General features: G+C 70.7%; 5 protein-coding genes and 1 pseudogene. 3 read left to right on the forward strand and 3 right to left on the reverse strand.

Annotated features, from left to right (window positions below; genetic code table 11):
* Positions 1–311 precede the first annotated feature (311 nt).
* Positions 312–1,493: a PP2C family protein-serine/threonine phosphatase gene (locus AB0O67_RS35900; protein WP_365459844.1), complete on the reverse strand. Its 1,182-nt coding sequence runs from the start codon at positions 1,491–1,493 to the stop codon at positions 312–314.
* 173 nt (positions 1,494–1,666) lie between these two features.
* Between AB0O67_RS35900 and AB0O67_RS35905 the strand changes: the two genes are divergently transcribed.
* Positions 1,667–2,920: a GNAT family N-acetyltransferase gene (locus AB0O67_RS35905; RefSeq protein WP_365459847.1), complete on the forward strand. Its 1,254-nt coding sequence runs from the start codon at positions 1,667–1,669 to the stop codon at positions 2,918–2,920.
* Between the two features lie 16 nt (positions 2,921–2,936).
* Here the strand turns inward: AB0O67_RS35905 and AB0O67_RS35910 are convergent, their stop codons facing one another.
* Both AB0O67_RS35910 and AB0O67_RS35915 read right to left on the reverse strand, forming a co-directional pair.
* Positions 2,937–3,746: a DNA-formamidopyrimidine glycosylase family protein gene (locus AB0O67_RS35910; RefSeq protein ID WP_365459850.1), complete on the reverse strand. Its 810-nt coding sequence runs from the start codon at positions 3,744–3,746 to the stop codon at positions 2,937–2,939.
* Between the two features lie 49 nt (positions 3,747–3,795).
* Complete coding sequence (locus tag AB0O67_RS35915; protein ID WP_365459853.1) at positions 3,796–4,284, reverse strand: ribose-5-phosphate isomerase; 489 nt, start codon at positions 4,282–4,284, stop codon at positions 3,796–3,798.
* Positions 4,285–4,489: 205 nt separating this feature from the next.
* On the opposite strand from AB0O67_RS35915, the gene AB0O67_RS35920 reads away from it, so the two are divergent.
* Complete coding sequence (locus AB0O67_RS35920) at positions 4,490–5,968, forward strand: amino acid permease (RefSeq protein ID WP_365459856.1); 1,479 nt, start codon at positions 4,490–4,492, stop codon at positions 5,966–5,968.
* A 248-nt stretch (positions 5,969–6,216) separates the two neighbouring features.
* Positions 6,217–6,366 (forward strand): annotated as a pseudogene (locus AB0O67_RS35925) (LPXTG cell wall anchor domain-containing protein); the annotation flags it as partial.
* Between the last annotated feature and the right edge of the window lie 95 nt (positions 6,367–6,461).

Consider the following 6,461-nt stretch of genomic DNA (forward strand, 5'->3'; position numbering starts at 1 on the left):
CGCGCCTTGAACTGATCGAACATCACCCGGCCCGTGCCGTTGAACTTCCCCTCCAACGGCTGCGCCGCCTGCACCAACTGCCGGATCAACGTCCCCAGGTCATCACTCGAACCGCGTGAATCACGCATCAACGACGACAGCGTCTGCGCACCCATGTCGAACTTCATGCAGAACTCGCCTCCCCCATCTCGTGTCCTGGTTGTCCCATCGTACGTAACTCATCTCTACCAACACCTCGATCGCTCACGCAATCGAGAGGAGACGGCAGTTACAGAGGAGGCACAAAGCCATGACCAACCGCCCGCGGGCGGTCAGGGCGCGGCGGAGTGGGCCGTCGGGCCTTCGCGGCAGATCAGCAGGAGGGCGCGGTCGTCGTTGACGTCCTTCGCGACCGCCTCGATGAGGTGCCAGGCGGCACCCTGGAAGCCGGCGGAGACATAGCGGTCGGCCTCGCCGGTGAGGCGGTCGATGCCCTCGACGATGTCGCGGTCGGAGGTCTCCACCAGGCCGTCGGTGAAGAGCATCAGCACGTCGCCCGCCCGGAGCGAGCCCTTCACGGGGTCGAACTGGGCGCCGTCGTACACCCCCAGCAGCGGGCCCTCGGCGGCCTTCTCCTCCCAGCGGCCGCTGCCCGCGCTGAGCTGCAGCCCGGGCGGATGGCCCGCGGAGTACAGCTCGTAGTCGCCGGTGTCGAGGTCGAGCACGAGGTGGATGGAGGTCGCGAAGCCCTCCTGCCAGTCCTGGCGCAGCAGATAGCCGTTCGCGGCGGGGAGGAAGGCGTGCGGGGGCAGGCTGCCGAGGAGGCCGCCGAAGGCGCCCGACAGCAGCAGGGCGCGCGAGCCGGCGTCCATGCCCTTGCCGGAGACGTCGGTGAGGACGACCTCCAGGGTGCGGCCGCCGTTGGTGCGGGCCGCGACCACGAAGTCGCCCGAGAAGGACTGGCCGCCCGCCGGCCGCAGCGCCATCTCGCGGTGCCAGCCCTGCGGCAGCTTCGGCAGCTTGCTCTGCACCCGGATGCGTTCGCGCAGGTCGAAGAGCATCGTGCCGCCGCGCCGCCAGGGCACGCCGACGCGGCTGCGGAACTGGGCGATCAGCAGGCCGAAGAAGCCGCACGCGGCGACGACGAGGACCACCCCGGGCGTCACCCGCGACGGGCCCTCCGTGTAGGGGCCGAGCTGTATCGACTCCACGATCAGGGCGGTGGCGGCCGCCGCGTACAGGCCGAGCAGGCTGGCCGGGCGCAGCAGCAGGCCACCGGCGACGATCGGCAGGACCAGGACGGCCGGTGAGCACCACACCGAGTTGGCGAGCGTACCGGCGGTGATGAGGGGAATGGTGAGCAGGAGACCGGCCAGCGCGACCCAGTCGGAGCCGTCGCCGCGGAAGTAGTCGACGGCGCTTCTGCGCAGGCCGACGCGGACCCGGTGCCACCGCATCTTCAACCGGGCCGTGAACGTCTCGGCCGCCGTGCGCGGCTCTCGTCCTGCTGCCATTAGTTCGGGACCCTATCCATCGGACCAGCCGCTTGGCACGGGAGGTCCTCCTTGTCCCCCGTCCGGGGCTCGACTCCACAGTGAACTTCACGGAAGGCCGGCCCGCCGCCGTCCTGCGGAAGTCGGGGGAAATTCCCTCGCCGGTCCCGCGGTGCCCTGGTAGGCATGGCCTCATGGCAACCGACTTCCTGACCGGCTCGGACACCGGGCCGCGGGTTCTGCTGCGGGACGACTGGGATTCCTGGTACGACACTCTCATCCGCGCCTTCGGCGGGGTGCCGGAGTCCACCGAGGAGCGGGAGCTGTGGAACGGGCTCACCGAGCTCGACCGTTCGCTGGGCGCTTGGGAGGGCGACGCGTGCGTGGGGACGGCGGGGGCGTTCTCGTTCCGGCTGACCGTGCCCGGTGGGGCCTCGGTGCCCACGGCGGGCGTGACGATGGTCGGGGTGGCGGCCACGCACCGCCGGCGCGGGGTGCTGACGTCCCTGATGCGTCGGCAGTTGGACGACGTACGGTCGTGGGGCGAGCCGCTGGCGGTGCTCACGGCGTCCGAGCCGGCGATCTACGGCCGGTTCGGGTACGGCGCCGCGACCTTCGCGCTCAGCGCGGAGATCGACACCGGCCGGGTGGGGCTGTCGGTGCCGGCCGCCGCCGATGACGTACGGCTGCGGTACGCGGCGCCCGCCGATGTCCTCGACGTGTGTGAGGAGGTCTACGCCCGGCTGGTGCCGTCGCGGCCCGGGATGCTGGCGCGGCGGCCAGGGTGGGAGCGGCTGGGGGTGTTCGACCCGGAGAGCGAGCGGGACGGGGCGTCGCCGTTGCAGTGTGTCGTCGCCGACCGGGACGGCGGGGTCACGGGGTACGCGCGGTTCCGGGTCAAGCTCGGATGGGGGGAGGCCGGGCACAACGGCACGGTGGTGCTGGAGGACCTGGCGGGCCTCGATCCGGCGACGGAGGGCGCGTTGTGGCGGTTCCTGTTCGGGATCGACCTGACGACGACCCTGTCCGTGCGGGGGCGGCCGGCCGACGAGGGGTGGCAGTACCAGGTGTCCGACATCCGGCGGTGCCGGACGCGGTCGCGGGACTCGCTGTACGTGCGGCTGGTGGATCTCAAGGCCGCGCTGGAGGCCCGTACGTATCAGGCGCCGGTGGACGTCGTGTTCGAGGTGGAGGACGACTTCTGCCCCTGGAACGCGGGGCGTTGGCGGCTGTCGGGGGACCCCAAGGGCGCGTCGTGCGCGCGTACGGCGGACGCGGCCGACCTCGCCCTGTCGGTACGGGAGCTGGGGGCCGCGTATCTCGGTGGGGTGAGCCTCGGTGCGCTGGCGGCGGCCGGGCGGGTGCGGGAGCTTGGGACCGGGGCGCTCACGGAAGCCGCGGTGGGCTTCGGGAGCACCGTGGCGCCCTGGCTGCCGCACGGTTTCTGAGAGGCCGGGGCCCGGGTCAGCCGCGCTGGCAGCCGGGGCACCAGAAGAGGTTGCGGGCGGCGAGGTCGGCGGTGCGGATCTCGCCTTCACAGATGTGGCAGGCCTGCTGGGCCCGGCGGTAGACGTAGACCTCTCCGCCGTGGTCGTCGACCCGGGGTGGGCGGCCCATGGCCTCGGGGGTGTGCTCGGGGCGGACCGTGTCGATGCGGTTGTGGCGCACGCCCTCGCGCATGAGGTCGGCGAGGTCGCCCCAGATCGCGTCCCACTCGGTGGGCGTGATGTCCCTTCCCGGGCGGTACGGGTCGATCCGGTGCCGGAAGAGGACCTCCGCGCGGTAGACGTTGCCGACTCCGGCGATGACCTTCTGGTCCATCAGGAGTGCGGCGATCGTGCTGCGGCTGCGGGAGATCCGCCCGTAGGCGGCGCCGGGGTCGGCGTCGTCGCGCAGCGGGTCGGGGCCGAGGCGGTCCTGTATCGCCCGCTTCTCCTCGGCGGTGATGAGGGCGCAGGTGGTCGGCCCGCGCAGGTCGACGTACCCGGTGTCGCCCGCGAGGCGCAGGCGGACCGTGTCGGTGGGCGGCGGGGCGGGAGCGTCACCGAAGGTGACCTTGCCGAACAGGCCCAGGTGGATGTGGACCCAGTCGGCGTCACGGAACCGCAGGAAGAGGTGCTTGCCGTGGGCCTCGGTCGCCGTCAGGACGGCCCCGTCCAGGAGGTCCGCGGCGTCGGAGAACTTGCCCTGGGGGCTGGTGACCCGGGGGGCCGTGCCGGAGAAGCGGGCGGCGTAGTCGTGCGCCAGCCGGTGAATCGTGTGCCCCTCTGGCACGGTCCGCGGTTCCTTCCAGCCCTCGGAGGGCGGCCTCGGTGCTGCCGCCTCAGTCCTGCTGCGGGTGGTGCGCCGGGATCGGCGGCAGCTCGCGCGTGGTCTCGTACGCGGCCAGCATCGCGATACGGCGGGCGTGGCGCTCCTCGCCGGTGAACGGCGTGTTCAGGAACGTCTCGGCGAGCTTCGTCGCCTCCTCCCGCGAGTGCATGCGGGCGCCGATGGCGACGACGTTGGCGTCGTTGTGCTCGCGGCCGAGCGACGCCGTCTCCTCGCTCCAGGCGAGAACGGCACGGACGCCCTTGACCTTGTTCGCGGCGATCTGCTCGCCGTTGCCGGAGCCGCCGATGACGATGCCGAGGGCGCCGGGGTCGGCGACGGTGCGCTCCGCGGCGCGGAGGCAGAACGGCGGGTAGTCGTCCTGGGCGTCGTAGACGTGAGGGCCGCAGTCGACGGGCTCATGGCCGGCCGCCTTGAGCCACTCGACGAGATGGTTCTTCAGTTCGAAGCCGGCATGGTCTGAGCCGAGGTACACGCGCATGGGACGAGTGTGACATGCGCCGGGCGGGGCAGCAGGGCCGGGTGGCTGGACCAAAAATGTGAGCAACACCACCGAACCTCAGGAAATTCTCAAGTAACGATCCGGAATCAAAGGTTCAGGAATTCGTTCACCTCCGATTCACTGGTCCGACTCGTACGCCGCTCGTACGGGAAATTGCTCACCCGGCACAAAGGAAATCCGTCCCATGACTTCGCAGCCGACCCTGACGAAGGCCGGAAGCGGCCCCGGAGACAACGGCGGAACCGGCGATCCCGGTTCCGGATCCGGTCTCCAGGCAGGGCTCAAGAACCGTCATCTGTCGATGATCGCCATCGGCGGCGTCATCGGCGCCGGACTCTTCGTGGGGTCCTCCTCCGGTATCGCCACCGCCGGTCCCGGCATCCTTCTCTCCTACGCTCTCGTCGGCACGCTCGTGGTGCTGGTGATGCGCATGCTCGGTGAGATGTCGGCCGCCAACCCGACCTCGGGTTCGTTCTCGGCGCACGCCGACCGGGCGCTCGGCAGCTGGGCCGGGTTCTCCATCGGATGGCTGTACTGGTTCTTCTGGGTGGTCGTGCTGGCGGTCGAGGCGACCGCCGGTGCGGTGATCCTGGAGGGCTGGATCCCGGCCGTCCCGCAGTGGGCCTGGGCCCTCATCGTGATGGTGGTGCTGACCGCCACCAACCTCGTCTCCGTCGGGTCCTACGGCGAGTTCGAGTTCTGGTTCGCGGGGATCAAGGTCGTCGCGATCGCCGCGTTCATCGTCATCGGCGGTCTGGCCGTCTTCGGCCTGCTCCCGGGCGTGGACAGCGACCAGGCGGGGCTGGGGAACCTGACCGAACACGGCGGCTTCCTGCCCAACGGGCCGGGCGCGATCCTCACCGGTGTGCTGCTCGTCGTCTTCTCCTTCATGGGCAGCGAGATCGCCACCCTGGCCGCCGGCGAGTCCGAGAACCCGCAGCAGGCCGTCACCAAGGCCACCAACAGCATCATCTGGCGTGTCGCCGTCTTCTACCTCGGCTCGATCTTCGTCGTGGTGACCCTGCTCCCGTGGGACAGCAAGTCCATCGCCGACGACGGCTCGTACGTCGCCGCGCTGAACTCCCTCGGCATCCCGCAGGCCGGTCAGATCATGAACTTCATCGTGCTGACCTCGGTGCTGTCCTGTCTCAACTCCGGCCTCTACACCGCCTCCCGCATGGCCTTCTCGCTCGGCCAGCGCGGTGACGCGCCGAAGTCCTTCGCCCGGACGACCGGCCGGGGTGTGCCGCGGACGGCGATCCTCGTGTCCGTCGTCTTCGGCTTCGTGGCCGTGTTCTTCAACTACAAGTTCCCGGACTCGGTCTTCCTCTTCCTGGTCAACTCCTCCGGTGCCGTCGCCCTGTTCGTCTGGCTGGTGATCTGCTTCTCCCAGCTGCGGATGCGGAAGATCATCCAGCGCGAGGCGCCCGAGAAGCTGGTCGTGCGGATGTGGCTGTACCCGTACCTGACCTGGGCGACCGCCGCGCTGATCGTCTTCGTGCTCGGCTACATGCTGACCGACACCGAACACGACGGACGCAAGACCGTGCTGCTGTCGCTGCTCGTCGCCGCCCTGGTACTCGCCGTCGCCGTGGTCCGGCAGCGGGTCGGGAAGCGCAAGCCCGTCGAGTCCGCCGCGCAGCCCGCCGAGGTGCGCGACTAGGCGCCACCCCGGGGAGAGCTTCACGCCGCTGTGCCCTCACAGCGGCGTGAAGCTCTTCGTCACGTCTTCGTAGACCAGGTGTTGAGCGATAGTCCCGCCCTTGGTGGGCGTTGCGTTCCGAGGTGCGCCAGCTCTCCAGGAGGTCCCCCCGGGCCAGGGAGGACTTGGCGACCAGTTCCTGGGTGCCCTCGGGTGAGGTGTAGTGCACCTCCGCCCCCGTCTTCACGTCCCGCCGCCAGCCCCGGGGCGTCACCGACAGCAAGCCGGTGGCACCGGGCGGCGACGAACTGCCGAGGACCGGCTCCGCCCGTGACGTCCTGCCGCTCGGCGCGGCCGGCGTCACGCTGGTCGCGGCGGGGGCCGCGGGAGCGTGGTGGTCACGGCGGCGACCGGTGTGACGGCGGCGCGGGAACGCGCGGGGCCGGGGTGGCGTCGCCACTGACGTCCGTGGAGCGCGCGTAGAGCTCGTTGGCGAACAGCATCAGCAGCAGCA

The sequence above is a fragment of the Streptomyces sp. NPDC086077 genome, assembly GCF_040686175.1.
GTDB lineage: Bacteria > Actinomycetota > Actinomycetes > Streptomycetales > Streptomycetaceae > Streptomyces.